General features: G+C 52.1%; 1 protein-coding gene. It reads right to left on the bottom strand.

The window, feature by feature from the left end:
- Window positions 1–267 (bottom strand): hypothetical protein (locus AC1RP1_RS08335; RefSeq protein WP_481762777.1); only part of this gene is annotated, 267 nt, incomplete at both ends.

Here is a 267-nt window from a genome sequence, read left to right as displayed (position 1 = left end):
GTCTCAAGCTCGTTGATCGTCATCGTGGTGTTCGTGATGATCTGCGAAAGCTTCAGCGAATCCTCGGGGAGCGCTAGACGCGCTATCTCGTCACGTTGCTCTTGTGTGATCTCACCAGCCGCCAGCTGTCGATCGAATTCTGCGGCATTGATTGTGTACGATACGCGCTTCTTGTGATTCTTATCCTTACACTCTGCGTGGTGCACGTAGTTGGACTTCGTGAACGAGTTCAGGCGTAGCCAGTACAGCACAAAGAAGAAATCAGGG

Source organism: Dellaglioa sp. CoH-56-MRSF-13 (assembly GCF_056782095.1).
This window is presented reverse-complemented; position numbering and strand designations above follow the sequence as displayed.